Genomic DNA, 14,596 nt, shown 5'->3' with positions numbered 1-14,596 from the left:
GCAGTCGGCGAAATTACAAATTCCGTTTGGTCATGCATTCGATAAGCGCGGGGTATCGTTGCCTAAAAGCGCTGTGCGCGTGCGCCCAGTCGGTCTAGGCAGTGAAACGCATCGCGTAACTGCCGCTGCTCTCGAAGCGCACAGGCAGCACGCTCGTAACGCCTGGCGGTGAGGATTTCGGACGGAGCATCTCGCAATCCGACGCCTGCACACATTGGTCGGCGGCATCGATGTTTAGCGTGCGAATGGATGACGTCTTGCTGACGCCACGCTCAACGAGCCGTTACTTCAACGTAGCAAGATAGGCAACGAGGTCCGTCCGGTCCGTCGGGTTCTTCAGCCCTGCGTAGGGCATCCTGTTTCCGGGAACCACCTGCTGTGGCGATTCCAGATACGCATCGAGGATCTTCGTATCCCAGACAATGTCGGACTTCTTCATCGCGTTACTATAGCTGAAGCCGGGAACCGTACCCGCCTTCCTGCCGATGATTTCCCCCAGGCCCGGCCCGAGGCGATTGGCATGATCCGTCGCATGGCAAGCCGCGCAAGCCTTGAAGATGGTTTTTCCGTGCTCGGCGTCCTGTGCGTAGCCGCGATTCGCGGTTGCCCCCGCCACTACGAGCAGCGCAATAAACGCGCCAATCTTTCCGGCGCCTTTCATTGGGAACGTCCTTTTTTCATCGGGATTAGAGCTGGCGCGGCTGCGCAACATAATCGTTGAGGTCGTCGCCGAGTCGAAGCGCGAGAGCCCCTAGCGGGCCTGTCGGGTTGTAGCCTGCATTGAAGGGGTAGACGGATGCACCGACGACAAACAGGTTTTGCGCGTCCCAGTGCTGCAGGTGAGGGGAGACGACGCTCGTCGCAGGGTCGCTTCCCATGATCGTGCCACCGGTGACATGGGTGGTCTGATAGACGCGACTATCGTACGGCCCCTTGCGGGGGGCTGTCGGCGGTGCGATGTCAGCACCTGTCGCTTTGGCGATCTCGTCGATCTTCTTCGACAGATAGACAGACATCTTGCGCTCGTTCTCGCGAATGTCGAACGTCATCCGCAGAAGCGGCTGACCATAGGCATCGACATAGGTCGGGTCGAGGTCGACATAATTCTCCCGATGCGGATACCAGCTTCCGTGGGCGGATATGGTGAAATTGTGGGGATACCAATCGGCGTTGGCCTTCTTCCAGGTCGAGCCCCATTTCGGGGTTCCTGGCGGCACGGCGCGGCTCGTGATCGGCCGTCCATTGGTCACGTTGGCGTAGATGTAGCCCCCTCCAAAGAAGCCAAGACCGCTGTGGTCGAAATTGTCGCCGTTAAATTCGTCGATCACCGTCTGTGAGGCACCGGACGCCAGGAACGGATTGATCCAGCGATCCTTGAAAAAGACACGCGTGCCGGACATTGTCTGGTGGCAAAAATTCTTGCCGACGACCCCGTGGCCGGTCTTCGGATTGTAAGGCGTCCCGATCTCCGCCATCAGCAGAAACTTGGTATTCGACATCGTGAAAGAAGAAAGCACGACAACGTCCGCCGGCTGTTCGTACTCCTCGCCTGTTACGCGATCAATGTAGCGAACGCCGGTTACGCGCTTGGCCTTGCGATCATAAAGAATATCGAGAACATGCGTTTGCAGACGCAATTCGAAGCTCTTGCGCCTTCTTAGCATTGGATAGAGGAGAACTTCGGGGCTGGCCTTGGCATTGGCTTCGCAGATGAAGCGCTCGCAATGGCCGCAGAACTGGCACTGACCAAGCTGCATACCATCGGGATTGGTGTAGGCCTCCGGCGAATTTGCGGCCGGCAAGGGAAAAGGTTTGTAGCCTAGCTTCTTGGCTGCCTCGCTGAAGATCACGCCGGCTTCGGTGATAGGCAGAGGTTTTTGCGGAAACTCGTTCTGCCGCGGTGCCTCGAACGGATTTCCGCCCTCCTGCACTTTGCCACGCAGATTTCCTGCCTTGCCGGCAATGCCGAACAGCTTTTCGAACTGATCGTGATAGGACTCCATCTCTGCATAGGTGACGCCCCAATCCTGCATCGCCATTTCAGCTGGAATGGCCTTCTTTCCATACCGATTCTCAAGGTGGGTACGCAAAACAGGGTCAGACTCGCTCCAGCGCCAGGTCTGCCCGTTCCAGTGATTGGCCGCACCGCCCATTCCCTCACCGGGTTTGAAGGCCTGGAGACGTCGTATCGGCAGTGCCGTTTCGCCCTCATTATGGCGAAGCGTGTAGGTCTGGACGGACCAATCCTGAAAGAGATCACCATGTACGTCCCAGCGCAGTTCGTCGCGCTGCGATGGCAGGCTTGTTGCGGCAGTGTGGGTGCGGTCGATTCCACGTTCAAGGATGACGACATCGACGCCCTTGGCTGTCAGCTGGCGAGCAGCCAGCGCCGCTGTAAATCCGCCGCCAACGAAAACGACGGTGCGATGTTTCAAGCGTGTAGCCATGATTTCTTCCCTTAGGCGAAGTCGGCGATGGATTTGGGATCGGCGGCACCCGGGAAGGGCTTGCCACGGAAATCGACCATGTCCTGGGAATGAACCGCGGGGAGGCCTGGATAGCCGATCGCCTTCCAAAACACCTTGCAGACATTGCCGCCGTAAATGGGATCGGCGAAACAAGCTTGCTCAAATAACGGATAGACGAGCTCGTTGAACCATGAGGCGAGCTGGACGCGCTCGTCCGTCACCTTGCCGTCGGCAATTTCATGGAGAAATCGGTCGGCGCCACTCTCATCTAATTCACTAAAGGCCTTGCCATTGTGTTTCCGGCAGGCCGCATCCGCGGCGGCGAGTCCCGCCTTGAAGAACTGCTCGGGTGTGAGCGGCAATTGATAGCCCAGTTCAGGCTTACCCTCGCGCCAGGGGCCGCGCATATAGAGGCGCGCGCCCTTACCGAAACCGCCTGCCAGTTGTCGGTCGATGTAGGCTGCAAGCCCGCAATCGACGCCGCCGGGTGTCAACGCATCCGCAGGGCACATCACGTTGACCATTACCTCGACGAGGCTGGCTTCGTCCGGCCCGAATGACAGATAGCCGGGCACTGGCGACGGCAACTTGGCAGCGATAGTACTCGCGGAAGCATCCACGGATTGGGAGGGGGCCGGTTCGGATGCTTCCACGAGCCCCGCGGTTCCTATCAGGACACCCGGAGCCAGCGAAGCGGCGCCCGTGGCAGCGGCAACGCCGAGAAAGCCTCGACGGTTCGGATGGAAGATTTTGTCGCTTTGGTCATTGGTCATCGGAGTTGCAGTCCACTTTTTCACCGCGGCATAATCGCGTGATCATCCATGTGCGAGGCGTCGCTCTGTGCGGCGGAAGCACGGGTCGCCTCATGCGGAGTTCAGTTTGCCTGACACGCGTTCGCGGTCGGGCCGATGGGAGCCGCTCCGCTGATCTCCGCTAGCGCCGCCACAGTGGTGGCGAGCAGGGAGGCGGCAACAGCCAGCCCAACAGTCCTCGGTAATTTCATGGGGCTCCTTTGCTGCTCACGCGCGGGACGGTGACTCGCCACAACGCCTTCAACCGGTGTTTCAATCCCTGTGGAGGCGACCGCGTATGCTCGGCTCCAGCAGACCCAAAGATCGGACGCAGCCGATGAAATTAGAAATTACCTTTGGTCATGCATTCGATAGGCGTGAGGTATCGTCCAAAAGCGCTGTGCGCGCGTGCATCCCGTTCGTCTTCGATCAGCCATCGAGGGGCGCGCCGTACTCGAGGTGTCGGGCGGCGCAGGAAGACATGAAGGGCACTTCGCGATCACCCTTTTTCATCGCGTCGCAACGCTTCGAAAACGCCATGCGCCAGCCGCGATCCGTACCCTTGGCCGGGCAGCTCTTGCGGCACCTGCGTGTGGAGCAGGGCAAGGCGGCTTTTAGGCCGTGTACCCCCGGTAGCCAGATGCGACGAGGCTACGTCTGCTTTGCCCCTCAAGCGACCATGTTCGTGCGGCAGCGCAATATGTCGCGATGGGCCACATGCCGAAGTCGCCCCGAATCGGTCATGGGGGCGATGGGCGCGTGCTTGAAATCGAAAAACTCCAAGCGACATATCAAGATTCGTAACGTCGGTAGCCATCTGCTCCGCTGTTGGCCCGCTCCAGGATGTTCAATTCACGCGGCCTGATTTGACTGTGCAGGCAGCATGAATTGAAAAGTCGCGCCGTCAGGTTGGGCGGCGGTGGCCCACAGTCGGCCCCCATGCGCTTCAATGATGGTGCGGCAGATCGATAGACCCATCCCCAAGCCGCCGGGCTTTGTCGTGTAGAAGGCCTCAAAGATGCGATCGAGACCCGCTGAACTCAGACCTGGACCCGAATCCCGCACTACGACGAGCACGCCGTCCGGCTCGCCCTTACCAGTGGTGATCAACAACTCTCGCGCCCCCTCGCGAACCGAGCTTAGTGCTTCGACGGCGTTGATGATCAAGTTGAGGATCACTTGTTGCAGTTGGACTCGATCTCCTTGAATGACCGGCAAGCCCTCCGCGAGTTGTGTCTCCACCGAAACGCCGTTCTTCACTATTTCGCAACGGGTCAAGGCAATGCACTCAAGGATTGCTCCGTTGATCTCCAAGGCATCCTTCCGTGGGGGTGCCTTCTTGATTAGGGCACGGATCCGGCATATGACGTCAGTGGTTCGGTTGCATTCCTTGACGGTCTCACCGAGCGCCTCCCGGGCCTCCTCCAGATTTGGCGGCTGCGCGTTTAGCCAGTTCAAGGCAGCTTTTGCATTGTTAACTGTCGCCGCGACTGGCTGCATGACTTCATGGGCAATCGAGCCCGACAGCTCTCCCATCGTTGTGACGCGATTGACGTGCGCGAGCTCCATCTGCACCTTGCTGAAACGCCGCTCGCTTTCGCGAATTTCCTCCTCCGCCCGCTTGCGCTCGGTTAAGTCCACTACGAAGGCCATGCCCTGGTCGTGTCGCCCGCCGAACGTCGCTGCCCCGACCAGCACCGGCACGCGCCCGCCGCTTTTCAGGAAATACTCCTTCTCATAGGGTTGCGCGGTTCCGGTCGCCTCTAGCGCCGCCACACGTCGGTCGTCGGCATCGCGCCATTCGGTGGGCGTCAGATCCCGCCAGCGCAGTCGACCGGAGACGAGATCTTCGCGGCTGTATCCGACGATGCGGAGAAAAGCCTCATTGGCATCGATGATCCGATCGTCAAGATCCCAGACGAAGATGCCGATGATGTTGGAATCAACCAGCCGCCGTATCCTCGCCTCCCGTTCTTGGAGATCGCCGTCTACGACATCGTGGAGAAGAACACTCTCTTTCGTCCGCATCACGTAGTGTAGGATAGACTCCGGCAGACCTGCAGCGGTTACACTTGGTTGTCGCTGACCGACGGTCACCGTATCATCGCTGGTCGTGACTTCCGGCTCAACCCGATACTCATCATTCCGCGCAAGAATCAACAGGCCTCGCTCTGCACCCGCGTATTCGATCGCCGTGCGCATGAGCGTGTCGATCAGTTTGCCCTCGATGATCTCCCTCCTGAGATCGATCAGTGACGGTCTCCTGATGCGGGCATCGGTCATCACGATCTCCCTGCAAGAAAATTTGCAACCTCGGCCTTACCTCGACCTCAATGACTGTAGGGCCGCACATCACCGCCGTCGTCTCAGTGAGCGCCGCGCGATGTCTCATTCTCCGCCGATCGGACTTCGGTTGCTGTTTAGTGGGCCATCTGGGTCTTCCTCGAACGGGAGAATGCGGCGGCCATCTCGGCCGCCGAAACCGAGACGCGAAGGGACCACACCGTGTCGGATGACCGCCTCCGACAGTGGGAGTCTCGCACCCTCGCTTTACCCATGCGATCAGTTTAAGATTGGGAACCTTGGACGTTCGGTCGGTTCCATAGGTGTCGTCATGCAAGTCTCTTTTTCCACGGAACATATAGCGCCGCGCGATCGCGTGAGGTGCTGGTGCGACTACTTCGCGAAGCAGGCCCATAGCATAACGCCGGGCGAGGTCCCGGATCCCGGCGCCTTTCGCGCGGAAGCGAGCGGATCGATTGCCGGCGAATTTGCGCTGCTAGATATCAAATCGGAACTCGAGAGGGTCCAACGCACAGCGGCCGATGTTGCCAAGGACAAGTCCGAAGCGTTCTTCGTTCGCCGATTTCGAGTGCCGGTGATCTGGAGGGCCGCCCCGCGCAGCACGCCGGTCGACCTCATTCATGAAGCCGGCGATTTCTGCATAAGCTCAACCGAATGGCAATTCGACGCGGAATCGAAAGGCCCGGCCTCGTACGACATGCTGATCATCCCGCGGGCCGCGCTCTCGCCGATTATAACCGGGGGCCGACTGGAGTGTCCCTTTCGGCTGCCCGGCGCGTCGCCGCTCGGCTTGCTGCTAGGCGCAGCTATCGAGGCGGCGAAGGTGCAAGCGCCGCTGCTTCCCGAGGCACTTAGTGAAGCCGTGATGCGCAATCTCTGCGGCCTCGTGGCACTGACCTGTAACGCCTCCGACGAGGGCACCAATCGCGGGCGGGATTCGCCCCACTCGGCGCGGCTCGCGGCAGTCAAGCGCTATATCGATCTGCATCTCGCCGATCCCACCCTGACGCCCGCCAGCGCCGCCGTCGCACTCGGCATGTCGGCGCGCCAGTTGTACCGGCTGTTCGAGCCGAACAATGTTAGTTTCGCCCGATACGTTTCGCGCCAGCGACTGCTCCGGTGCCGCGAAGCGATCGCCGGGGCGACGGGAACTGGCCGGTCGGTGGTCGACATCGCTTTTGGCTGGGGGTTCAACAGTATGGCAACATTTTATCGCGCGTTCGTAAGCGAGTTTGGTAGCCCGCCCACTATGCTACGCGCGGTCTCGCAAGAACGAGCGAGCGGCCTGCGCACGACAGGGCAAGAAACATCGTGAACGCTGCGCAGCAGGAACTTGTCCAGACCGCCTTCGCCGGGCCGGCGGTGAGCCACAGGCCGCCAGAGCTTGGTTCTACGAGCGGCTATTCGCCACCAACCCGAGTTTCCGGCCACCATTCAAGAAGGGCATTCGCATTCAGGTCGGCAGACTGATGTCCATGCTCTCAACTGTCGCTTACAATTTGCATCAGCCGGGTAAGTGCCAGCGAGCCGTGGTTTTGCCGTCCGTCATGTCGAGCATGGCGTCGAGCTCGCCGACTACGTCGCGCTGCGGGAAGCGCTGCTCTGAACCCTCGAACAGGCGCTTGGAGAAGAGTCTCACGCCCGCCATCCACGAGGCGTGAACGGTCTACTACGATGAACTCGCCGGTGAAATGAGGCGGCGGCCGGCGTTTGACTAGCTATCCCCCTTGGCGCTGAGTGAGACGTTTCATGGCGCTAGATGGGACGACCTCGCAGCCGCTTCTATGTGAATGATGCTGCGGCCCATGGGAATTGGCGGGCCTAGGAGATAAACCGTTCTGCCAGGTCATGTGACGCTTGTACGCTGGGATTATGCATCCGCCATGCCGAGTGTAGCGTTGCGTATAGACGAGTGAGGGGCCCCACGGGCGGAGAAATACATCGTGAATACGGCGCAACGGGAACTTGTCCAGACCACCTTCGCCAGGCTGGCGGTGATGCCGGAGGTCGCCGGGGCGTTGTTCTACGAGCGGCTACTCACCAAGAATCCGAGTTTCCGGCCGCTGTTCAACAACAACATGCGCATTCAGGGCATCAAGCTGATGAGCATGCTCGCTATGGTCGTCTACAATTTGCCCGAGCCGGATCAGATTTCGACTGTGTTGCGTGATCTCGCCATCCGTCATGTCGAGTATGGCGTCAAGCTCGCCGACTACGACGCGATGCGGGAAGCGCTGCTCTGGACCCTCGAACAGGCGCTTGGAGAAGATCTCACGCCCGCCGTCCGTGAGGCATGGACGGTCTGCTACAATGAACTCGCCGGTGAAATGAAGGCGGCGGCCTACGTCTGACTACGGTGTCCCCGTCCCTATCGTAAATCCAATCCGCTGTCGGTTGATAGACAATCGGGCGATGCTGCTGCTCGATGTTGTATTTGTGCAAACGGTGGTATAGAAGGCCTCGAATAGGCGGTCCACACTCTTCAGATCCAATCCCGGACCCGAATATCTTACCGCCACCGGCGCGCCGTTGATTCCTCTTTCTCCGTGCAAATCGGCAACTCGCGTGCTTCTTCGCGCATGCCGCTCATTGCCTCCACAGCGTTGATAATCAAATTGAGGACTACTTGCTGTAGTTGCACCGATCTGCTTGGACAGTCGGCGAGGGCCCTGCGAAGTGCGTCAGCACTGATACGCCGTTTTTCGCCACCTCGTCACGCGTCTGCTTGAGCACGTCGCAGATCGCTCCAGTGATCTCCACGCGCTCCTTCTTCGGTGGTGCCTCCTTGAAGAGGCCGCAGCCCGCGGATCCGGTAGATTACGTCACTGGCTCGATAAGCGTCCCTCACGATGCACTCGAGCGCTTGTCGTACCTCGTCTAGGTCCGGCGGCCGATGATCCAGAAGGTGCCGAGCGGCCCGAGCGTTAGCGACTATCGTCGCGATGCGCTGCGTCGCTTCAGCCATATTGTCCGACGCGGCGTCCAAATGTCCAGTGTCGGTCATGGCGTTCTCCTTTGGATGTTCGGAGCGGAGCACTAGACTGCGAAAGGTCTGTCCGCTGGCTGAGCATCCAACAAATGATCTAGCCACTCTTGGAGGAATTTGATCCGGACCGGAGGCCCTTGCTTTTTTACGCGGAATTTTGGCTTGCGGCGCACCGTCAGGCTCGCTGTTCCACAGCCGAAAGCAGTACCGTCAGCTGCCCCTGCGGCGATTGCGAGGGTACTCCGCGTGGTATACCGTGATGCCGCTTCGACGAGGCTTTTTTGGGCGTCCGCGGTGTCTATTGGACTCGCGGCGCCCTGTGCCGCGATAGCGCGCTTTGCCACGGGCAGAAGATGGACGGCGCGCCGTCACTACAAACCTGTCCATCGTGAACCAGGTGCGATGATGGGACTCCCGAAGCGGTCTGCAAGCTCGCTCGACACTTTCGCTGGACATGTCGAACACGTTTGTTCGGTTGCTCAGGGGGCAGCGCCTCCGTCCGGGGTGGAAGTAGTATCAAGCTCCTGGCTAAGATCAGCAAAAAAATACGGACTCGATCCAGTCGATAGCAGGGCGCCGCGCATCCTCACGCCTACTGAATTGAAGCACTGTCGCGAACCGCTCGATAAGTTCACCTTTAGTGCCCAAGAGGAGATAGATGAGTTATATAAGGTGGTTCGTGAAGCTGGTTATGCCATCTTGCTCTGTGATAGCTCGGGCGTCGTAGTTGCGCATCGCGGTGATGATGCGCGGGCAAGCGAGTTCAAATATTGGGGAACTTGGCTTGGTGGGGTGTGGTCCGAGGAGTTGGAAGGCACAAACGGCATCGGCACCTGCATCATAGAAGAGCGGCCTGTCACGGTCCACAGAAGCCAGCATTTTAGGTCCAGACACATTAACTTGAGCTGCTCTGGTGCGCCGGTCTTCGGGGTTGATGGGCAATTGATAGCAGTGTTGGACGTCTCTGCCATCGATCCTGAACTCTCGGAACGAGCGCACGCGCTCACTGGTGCGCTCACACTGCGATCGGCATGCGCGATAGAAGAGCGATTTTTTCGTGAGCACTTCCGTCGAGAGTGGATCGTCGCGATAGCCCCGCCGGAGGGAGGCGCTCCAGGCATGTTGCTGGCGATTGACGGCAACCAACGCATCATGGGCGCAAACCGGTTCGCGCGCACGTCCCTTATGCTCGATGACCGTGGTCTCCAAGCAGGTACCAGCTTGTGGTCGATCTTCGAGCGAAACGTCGACATTTTCCGGCACCTGGACCGGACCGATTTCTCTGTGCGGTTACTGATCGCCGGCAGCAATGATAGTCGGCCCGCGCTTGTCACTCCACCCGATCGCCCTATGACTGCCTCGAACAATCCAACGAGCCATGACCTGCACACGCGGCCGCGCCTGGGCTCGATTGATGTTTCGACCCTGCCGCCAGCACCGCAAGCATGGGGCGGATTGTCGCCGGGCGCAATGCGTCGGGTGCGGGAATACGTGGAAGTGCATTTGGGAGAAAGTATCGATCTGTCGATGCTAGCTGGAGTTGCCGGACTATCAGTACATCATTTTGCACGACAATTTAAGCAATCTGCCGGGGTGACGCCGCATGTCTACCTCACGCAAAAGCGCGTTGAGCGCGCCCAGGAGATGTTGGCTCAGACGGACCTTCCGTTAGCGGAAATTGCGTTCGCCGTGGGCTTTTTCGACCAAGGTCATCTAGCACGTCATTTCCGTCATTTGCTCGGTAAGACCCCTCGAGAGTTTCGGTGGTCGCAACGCTAGAAGCAAAGAACGTTTGCATTGCCGAAGATTTCGCTAAGGAGATAGGTCTGTCGTATGGCGACCACGCCGACCGAAGACGCGATCGAGGAATCCGATGCAGCCTGACGCCGCCCTTCACTCCGCGAGAGCGTCGGCGCGGCCGCGCTCGACCGCGGAAAGATATGCTTGACGCACCTGCAGCCCCAGCTCCTCGAGCAGCCATGGGACGCGTTGAGACCTCGAGTTGTTCAGGTGGTGCACCACGATCATCACCGGCTCTGCGTTCGCTGTCGGCCGTGGCAACGTCGCGGACTCACAGGAGGCGTTCTGCGGTCCTGCGGCGGAGCGTCCTCAGGTCGTTCGCGAGCACGCGAATGCCCTCGGACAGCTTCTCGGTCGCGATCGCGTCCTCGTTCATGATCCATCGGAAGGTTATTTCGTCCATCGGACCCGCGGGGTCCAAGTGTTTTATGTCGACGGCGTCTTCGCTCACGAACCAGTGGCAGATCCCGTCTTCCACCGTCCGAAGGGAGCGTGGCTCTGCGGTGGTCGGCGCCAAGACGCGTTTGAGCTCGCCCCCCTCGGATGCAAGCGCGTCCATGAGGGCTGGCGCGATCGCCAGCCGATCGCATCCGGCCAGCGCCTCGATCTGGCCGGTGTTGCAAAACGACGCGCCCATGACGATCGTCTCGATGCCGTTCGACTTGTAGTATCCGTAGATGTCCCGCACGGACCTGACCCCTGGATCCTCGGCGGCGGCGAAGTCCTTTCCGCCAGATTTCTTGTGCCAGTCGTAGATGCTGCCCACGAACGGCGAGATCAGGAAGGCGCCAGCTTCGGCGCTGGCAATCGCCTGCGCCCGGTTCAGCAGCAACGTCATGTTGCACTTCACACCCTCGCTTTGGAGGATATCTGCAGCGCGTATTCCCTCCCACGTCGATGCGAGCTTGATGAGCAGGCGCTCGGGTCCGACGCCGCGCTGCTTGTAGGCGTCAATAATCTGGCGCGCCCTCGCGACCAATGCTCCGAAATTGAACGACAGGTTGGCGTCTACCTCGGTGGACACAAAGCCTGGCGCAAGTCGCAAGAGCTCGACGCCGACGGAGACTGCAAGCCGGTCGGCAGTTGCGGCGGCGATGCGTGCAGCGTCGCCGCTCCGTTTCCGTCCCCATGTCAACGCTTCTTCGACAACATCCCTGTACTCGGGATTGTCGATAGCTTTAGGACGATCGCGGGATTCGTCGTGCAGTCTACCGGCTTGAGACGCGCCACCGCACCAAGATCGCCCGTGTCGGCGACCACCGTTGTCATTGCGCGTAGTTGATCCAGCTTCGACGCCAAGGCCTTTTCCTCTCGATTTTGACTCAAGCCGTGCATGCGCCATGCCTGCGAAACCGATTTCCTGTCGTCGGTTCGCGCTTTTGTATGCCTCGCTGGCCAGGGTCGTCGGCTCTTCCTTCGTCAGACGGGCGTTCCCGACTGCTCCTCTTCGAACGTCACCGCTACCGCAGCGTTTGCCGAGAGGCGAACCCTTTGCCCCTCGACGTCGGCGACCAGCCCGAGGTCGACGAAATGCGTGTGGTCCTTGTGCCGGCCCTCGCCGCTGTCTCGCTTGGCGAGCCTGATGCGACCGTTGGCGACACCGTCGACGGTGCCGACGTGAACGCCGTCCGCGCCGATCACTTCCATGTTCTGGACGATCTTGTTCGTGGTCATCTCGTCTCTCCTTGTGGTTTCGCCGACTGGGGCGAAGCTAAGCGTACTCCGCCCAGCCGGAGTCCCGCGATTTGCCAACGCGTGTGCGCCGGGGAAAAATTCCGGTAGCTCGCGCGGACGTGTCCCGGCGGTGTGACGCAAGCACCGCCCCGCAGCACGAACTGCCCGAACATGAATTTTGCCGTTGTACTCGCCGACCGCGCGGAAGCGCGGGTATTGGAAGGATGCGTCAACCCTCGTTTCACAGAAGCGAATTAAGGCTGTGTCCGCCGCCGTCCCCACGTCCCTCCGCCACCCTCAGGCGGCGCTTCTGCGCGGAAGCTTCCATTGCGGGCGGACGAAGTGGCAGGTGTAGCCATTCGGGTGGCGTTCCAGGTAGTCCTGGTGTTCGGGCTCGGCGTCCCAGAAGTCGCCAGCGGGCGAAACCGCCGTCACCACCTTACCCGGCCACAGCCCCGAGGCCTCGACGTCGGCGATGGTGTCCTCGGCAACGCTGCGTTGTTCCTCGCTCGTGTAGAAAATCGCCGACCTGTAGCTTGCGCCTCGGTCGTTTCCCTGCCGGTTAGGCGTCGTCGGGTCGTGGATCTGGAAGAAGAACTCCAGCAGGTCACGGAAGCTCGTCTGACTCGGGTCGAACGTGATCTCGATCGCTTCTGCGTGCGTGCCGTGGTTCCTGTAAGTGGCGTTCTTGACGTCGCCGCCCGAGTACCCAACCCGCGTTGAGACGACACCGGGCAGGCGTCGCACCAGTTGCTGCATTCCCCAAAAGCAACCCCCTGCCAGGATTGCGCGTTCCGTAGTCGCTGCCATCGTCAAGCCTCCTGCTTTGCGAAGAGTTTTGCGTACTGGCCGTACCCCTCGCCCTCCAATTGGTCGCGGTGGATGAACCTCAAGGAGGCCGAGTTCATGCAGTACCTCAACCCGCCCTTGTCGCGCGGTCCATCCGGGAAAACGTGGCCAAGGTGGCTGTCCCCGTGCTTGGAGCGAACCTCCGTCCGTGCCATGCCGTGCGATCTGTCAACGTTCTCGACGACGTTTGCGGCCTCGAGGGGCCGCGTGAAACTCGGCCATCCCGTCCCGCTGTCGAACTTGTCGAAGGATGCGAAGAGCGGCTCGCCGGAAACCACGTCGACGTAGAGGCCAGGCTCCTTGTTGTCCCAGTATTCGTTGGCGAAGGGGCGCTCGGTCCCGGCAGTCTGCGTGACGCGGTACTGCTCGGGAGTCAACTTCGAGACGGCTTCGGGGTTTTTCCTGTAGGTCGCCATTCGCCGTACTCCATTTTGTTCAGCATTGAAGGTAGGCACCAGGTGGTCGGCCGTCCAATCACCTCTGGCTATCGAAACGATGCCATGCGGATCGACACCGGAAGTGTTTCAAATCTGCCGGGAACCGATCTATTGGCCGAGGCGGACGGGTCCGACAACTGCGGGAACAGGACTTTGAATCGGCGCTCGCCTGACTATTCCTAAAGATAATTCGTCAACGACTTCCATTCCAAAGTTGAATTTTAGTTTCGCAGAACGCACGGGCACCATGCAAGAAACATACGCGGACAGATTCCGGCGAGGGGCGCCATTGGGGGAGAGCTAGAATGGACGACGAAGCTTCGAAGGGGCGCCCGGCCAGTACGCCGATTGAAGCCTCCGCGGAGACCTTGAGCGGCTTTCGCTTGCTGGACATCCGAACCGACCGGCTGCTTTCATCATGGCTGCGAGAGGCGGGCGTTCCTGACGGCGCCCTGAAGACGAACGAACCTGCCCCCGATTTCGTTCTCGCTGAGGCAAATGGAAAGCTCATTTCATCTTTGGAATTGCGACAAACTGCACCGTTGATCGTCACCTTCGTTTACGGGACCTGGTCCCCATTGTGCGCAGCTGGACTACTCGCTCTTCACGGGGCCACCCCCAGTATCCGCGCTGCCGGAGCCAGAGCAATTGTCATAACGCCCGAGACTGGAGACTTGCCACGCAATTTCAAACGCGATCACCGACTGGATCTGGAAATCCTCTCCGACCTAGATCTTGGGGTGAGCCTTTCGTTCGGCCTGGTGTCCGTGGTGCCGGCGGAGATAAAGAGCCGTCTCTTGCGGCGCGGCCTTGATCTCTCCGCTCCCTATGGCTTCTCCTTTTGGATGTTGCCAATGCCGGCCACCTACGTCCTTGACCAACGAGGGATCATCCGTCGAGCGTGTGTCGGGCCGGACGCCATCACGGGAGCGACGACCGAAACTGTGCTTGCTGCACTGTCCGAATTAGATGGGCCTAAGGCTCGCCCTTAGAGCACGCTGTTTTTATACGGAAACATAGCCTGAGTTTTTGAGATAGTTGGCGCACTCTTGTGCAGAAAAGAGGTCGAGGAGTTCGCCGACCTTGCGCCAGGTTGCCTCGACATCGCGCGGTTCTGCGGCTCGCATCAGATGTTTGAGCTTGGCGAAGACCTGTTCGATCGGATTGAGATCGGGACTGTAGGGCGGCAGGAAGAGCAGGTGCGCTCCGGTGGCGCGGATCGCATTGCGAGCGGACTTGCCCTTGTGACTGCCAAGATTGTCGAGGATGACGACCTCACCTTTTGCC

General features: G+C 60.0%; 13 protein-coding genes and 2 pseudogenes. 4 read left to right on the top strand and 11 right to left on the bottom strand.

All coding sequences use genetic code 11. From position 1 onward, the window contains the following. Positions 1-283: 283 nt before the first annotated feature. The 4 genes from J6525_RS38665 to J6525_RS38650 form a co-directional block, all read right to left on the bottom strand. The gene (locus tag J6525_RS38665) at positions 284-661 is read right to left on the bottom strand and encodes a c-type cytochrome (protein WP_225648568.1); all 378 of its coding nucleotides are present in this window, start codon (positions 659-661) and stop codon (positions 284-286) included. Between the two features lie 25 nt (positions 662-686). After that, the gene (locus J6525_RS38660; protein ID WP_225648567.1) at positions 687-2,447 is read right to left on the bottom strand and encodes a GMC family oxidoreductase; all 1,761 of its coding nucleotides are present in this window, start codon (positions 2,445-2,447) and stop codon (positions 687-689) included. Between the two features lie 11 nt (positions 2,448-2,458). After that, entirely contained in the window at positions 2,459-3,241 is a 783-nt protein-coding gene (locus J6525_RS38655) for a gluconate 2-dehydrogenase subunit 3 family protein (RefSeq protein ID WP_225648566.1), read from the bottom strand. 870 nt (positions 3,242-4,111) lie between these two features. After that, positions 4,112-5,542: an ATP-binding protein gene (locus J6525_RS38650; protein ID WP_225648564.1), complete on the bottom strand. Its 1,431-nt coding sequence runs from the start codon at positions 5,540-5,542 to the stop codon at positions 4,112-4,114. A gap of 331 nt (positions 5,543-5,873) precedes the next feature. Here J6525_RS38650 and J6525_RS38645 point away from each other — a divergent pair, with 331 nt between their 5' ends. Continuing rightward, the gene (locus J6525_RS38645) at positions 5,874-6,878 is read left to right on the top strand and encodes a helix-turn-helix domain-containing protein (protein WP_225648562.1); all 1,005 of its coding nucleotides are present in this window, start codon (positions 5,874-5,876) and stop codon (positions 6,876-6,878) included. 189 nt (positions 6,879-7,067) lie between these two features. On the opposite strand, the gene J6525_RS47090 is transcribed toward J6525_RS38645, so the two are convergent. Then, on the bottom strand, positions 7,068-7,202 hold the full coding sequence (locus tag J6525_RS47090) for a hypothetical protein (RefSeq protein WP_283848672.1): 135 nt from the start codon (positions 7,200-7,202) through the stop codon (positions 7,068-7,070). A 304-nt stretch (positions 7,203-7,506) separates the two neighbouring features. Between J6525_RS47090 and J6525_RS38640 the strand changes: the two genes are divergently transcribed. Continuing rightward, the gene (locus tag J6525_RS38640; protein WP_225648561.1) at positions 7,507-7,914 is read left to right on the top strand and encodes a globin domain-containing protein; all 408 of its coding nucleotides are present in this window, start codon (positions 7,507-7,509) and stop codon (positions 7,912-7,914) included. A gap of 1,040 nt (positions 7,915-8,954) precedes the next feature. Further along, a complete protein-coding gene (locus J6525_RS38635; RefSeq protein ID WP_225648559.1) occupies positions 8,955-10,328 on the top strand; it encodes a helix-turn-helix domain-containing protein in 1,374 nt (457 codons plus the stop codon). A 177-nt stretch (positions 10,329-10,505) separates the two neighbouring features. On the opposite strand, the pseudogene J6525_RS38630 reads toward J6525_RS38635, so the two are convergent. The 5 genes and pseudogenes from J6525_RS38630 to msrB all read right to left on the bottom strand — a co-directional run. Then, a pseudogene (locus J6525_RS38630) lies at positions 10,506-10,577 on the bottom strand (glutathione S-transferase); the annotation flags it as partial. 43 nt (positions 10,578-10,620) lie between these two features. Continuing rightward, positions 10,621-11,648: pseudogene (locus J6525_RS38625) on the bottom strand (transaldolase). A 120-nt stretch (positions 11,649-11,768) separates the two neighbouring features. Further along, entirely contained in the window at positions 11,769-12,023 is a 255-nt protein-coding gene (locus J6525_RS38620; protein WP_225648558.1) for a DUF2171 domain-containing protein, read from the bottom strand. A 297-nt stretch (positions 12,024-12,320) separates the two neighbouring features. Next, complete coding sequence (msrA, locus tag J6525_RS38610) at positions 12,321-12,833, bottom strand: peptide-methionine (S)-S-oxide reductase MsrA (protein WP_225648557.1); 513 nt, start codon at positions 12,831-12,833, stop codon at positions 12,321-12,323. Positions 12,834-12,835: 2 nt separating this feature from the next. Then, positions 12,836-13,288 (bottom strand): peptide-methionine (R)-S-oxide reductase MsrB, encoded by a 453-nt coding sequence (msrB, locus tag J6525_RS38605; RefSeq protein WP_225648556.1) that lies wholly within the window; start codon positions 13,286-13,288, stop codon positions 12,836-12,838. A 326-nt stretch (positions 13,289-13,614) separates the two neighbouring features. Here msrB and J6525_RS38600 point away from each other — a divergent pair, with 326 nt between their 5' ends. After that, positions 13,615-14,301 carry a peroxiredoxin-like family protein gene (locus J6525_RS38600; RefSeq protein WP_225648555.1) on the top strand — a complete coding sequence of 229 codons (687 nt, stop codon included), beginning with the start codon at positions 13,615-13,617 and terminating at the stop codon, positions 14,299-14,301. Between the two features lie 12 nt (positions 14,302-14,313). Here the strand turns inward: J6525_RS38600 and J6525_RS38595 are convergent. Beyond that, the coding region (locus J6525_RS38595) for a transposase (RefSeq protein WP_225646681.1) at positions 14,314-14,596 on the bottom strand (283 nt) is incomplete at its 5' end.

It is taken from the genome of Bradyrhizobium australafricanum (assembly GCF_020329495.1).
Taxonomy (GTDB): Bacteria; Pseudomonadota; Alphaproteobacteria; order Rhizobiales; family Xanthobacteraceae; genus Bradyrhizobium; species Bradyrhizobium australafricanum.
This window is presented reverse-complemented; position numbering and strand designations above follow the sequence as displayed.

Bases quoted from the DNA above. Each gene is read 5' to 3' on its own strand.
- J6525_RS38665 (WP_225648568.1), bottom strand. From the start codon at position 661: ATGAAAGGCGCCGGAAAGATTGGCGCGTTTATTGCGCTGCTCGTAGTG.
- J6525_RS38660 (WP_225648567.1), bottom strand. From the start codon at position 2,447: ATGGCTACACGCTTGAAACATCGCACCGTCGTTTTCGTTGGCGGCGGA.
- J6525_RS38655 (WP_225648566.1), bottom strand. From the start codon at position 3,241: ATGACCAATGACCAAAGCGACAAAATCTTCCATCCGAACCGTCGAGGC.
- J6525_RS38650 (WP_225648564.1), bottom strand. From the start codon at position 5,542: ATGACCGATGCCCGCATCAGGAGACCGTCACTGATCGATCTCAGGAGG.
- J6525_RS38645 (WP_225648562.1), top strand. From the start codon at position 5,874: ATGCAAGTCTCTTTTTCCACGGAACATATAGCGCCGCGCGATCGCGTG.
- J6525_RS38635 (WP_225648559.1), top strand. From the start codon at position 8,955: ATGGGACTCCCGAAGCGGTCTGCAAGCTCGCTCGACACTTTCGCTGGA.
- J6525_RS38620 (WP_225648558.1), bottom strand. From the start codon at position 12,023: ATGACCACGAACAAGATCGTCCAGAACATGGAAGTGATCGGCGCGGAC.
- msrA (WP_225648557.1), bottom strand. From the start codon at position 12,833: ATGGCAGCGACTACGGAACGCGCAATCCTGGCAGGGGGTTGCTTTTGG.
- msrB (WP_225648556.1), bottom strand. From the start codon at position 13,288: ATGGCGACCTACAGGAAAAACCCCGAAGCCGTCTCGAAGTTGACTCCC.
- J6525_RS38600 (WP_225648555.1), top strand. From the start codon at position 13,615: ATGGACGACGAAGCTTCGAAGGGGCGCCCGGCCAGTACGCCGATTGAA.